This window comes from Aromatoleum toluolicum (assembly GCF_012911005.2).
Taxonomy (GTDB): domain Bacteria; phylum Pseudomonadota; class Gammaproteobacteria; order Burkholderiales; family Rhodocyclaceae; genus Aromatoleum; species Aromatoleum toluolicum.
Window position 1 is genome coordinate 1 of record NZ_WTVS01000257.1, and the last position, 401, is coordinate 401.

The following is a 401-nucleotide window of genomic DNA, read 5'->3' on the forward strand; positions in this document are numbered from 1 at the left end:
ACCAACAGCAAGCGCGACGTGAAAGAGCCCGGTGACCTGAAGGGCCTGAAGATGCGCACGATGGAAAACCCCGTGCACATCGCCGCCTATAAGGGCTTCGGCATCATCACCACGCCCATGGCCTTCCCTGAAGTGTTCACGGCGCTGCAACAAGGCACGGTGGACGGCCAGGAGAACCCCTACAACACCATCCTGTCGAGCAAGTTCTATGAGGTGCAGAAGTACCTCACGGTGACCAACCACGTCTACAGCCCCTGGATCGTGCTGGTCAGCAAGAAGTACTGGGATGGCCTGTCGAAGGCTGAGCAGAAGGTGCTGCTCGACGCCGCCAAGAAGAGCCGCGACTTCGAGCGCCAGGACACGCGTGCCGAGGCCGACAAGGCGCTGGCCGACCTCAAGGG

Annotated in this window: 1 protein-coding gene; it reads left to right on the forward strand. The window is 61.3% G+C overall.

Annotated elements, in window-relative coordinates; genetic code table 11:
• Positions 1 to 18: 18 nt before the first annotated feature.
• Positions 19 to 401 (forward strand): TRAP transporter substrate-binding protein DctP (gene dctP / locus GPA27_RS28630; RefSeq protein WP_256223150.1); only part of this gene is annotated, 383 nt, incomplete at its 3' end.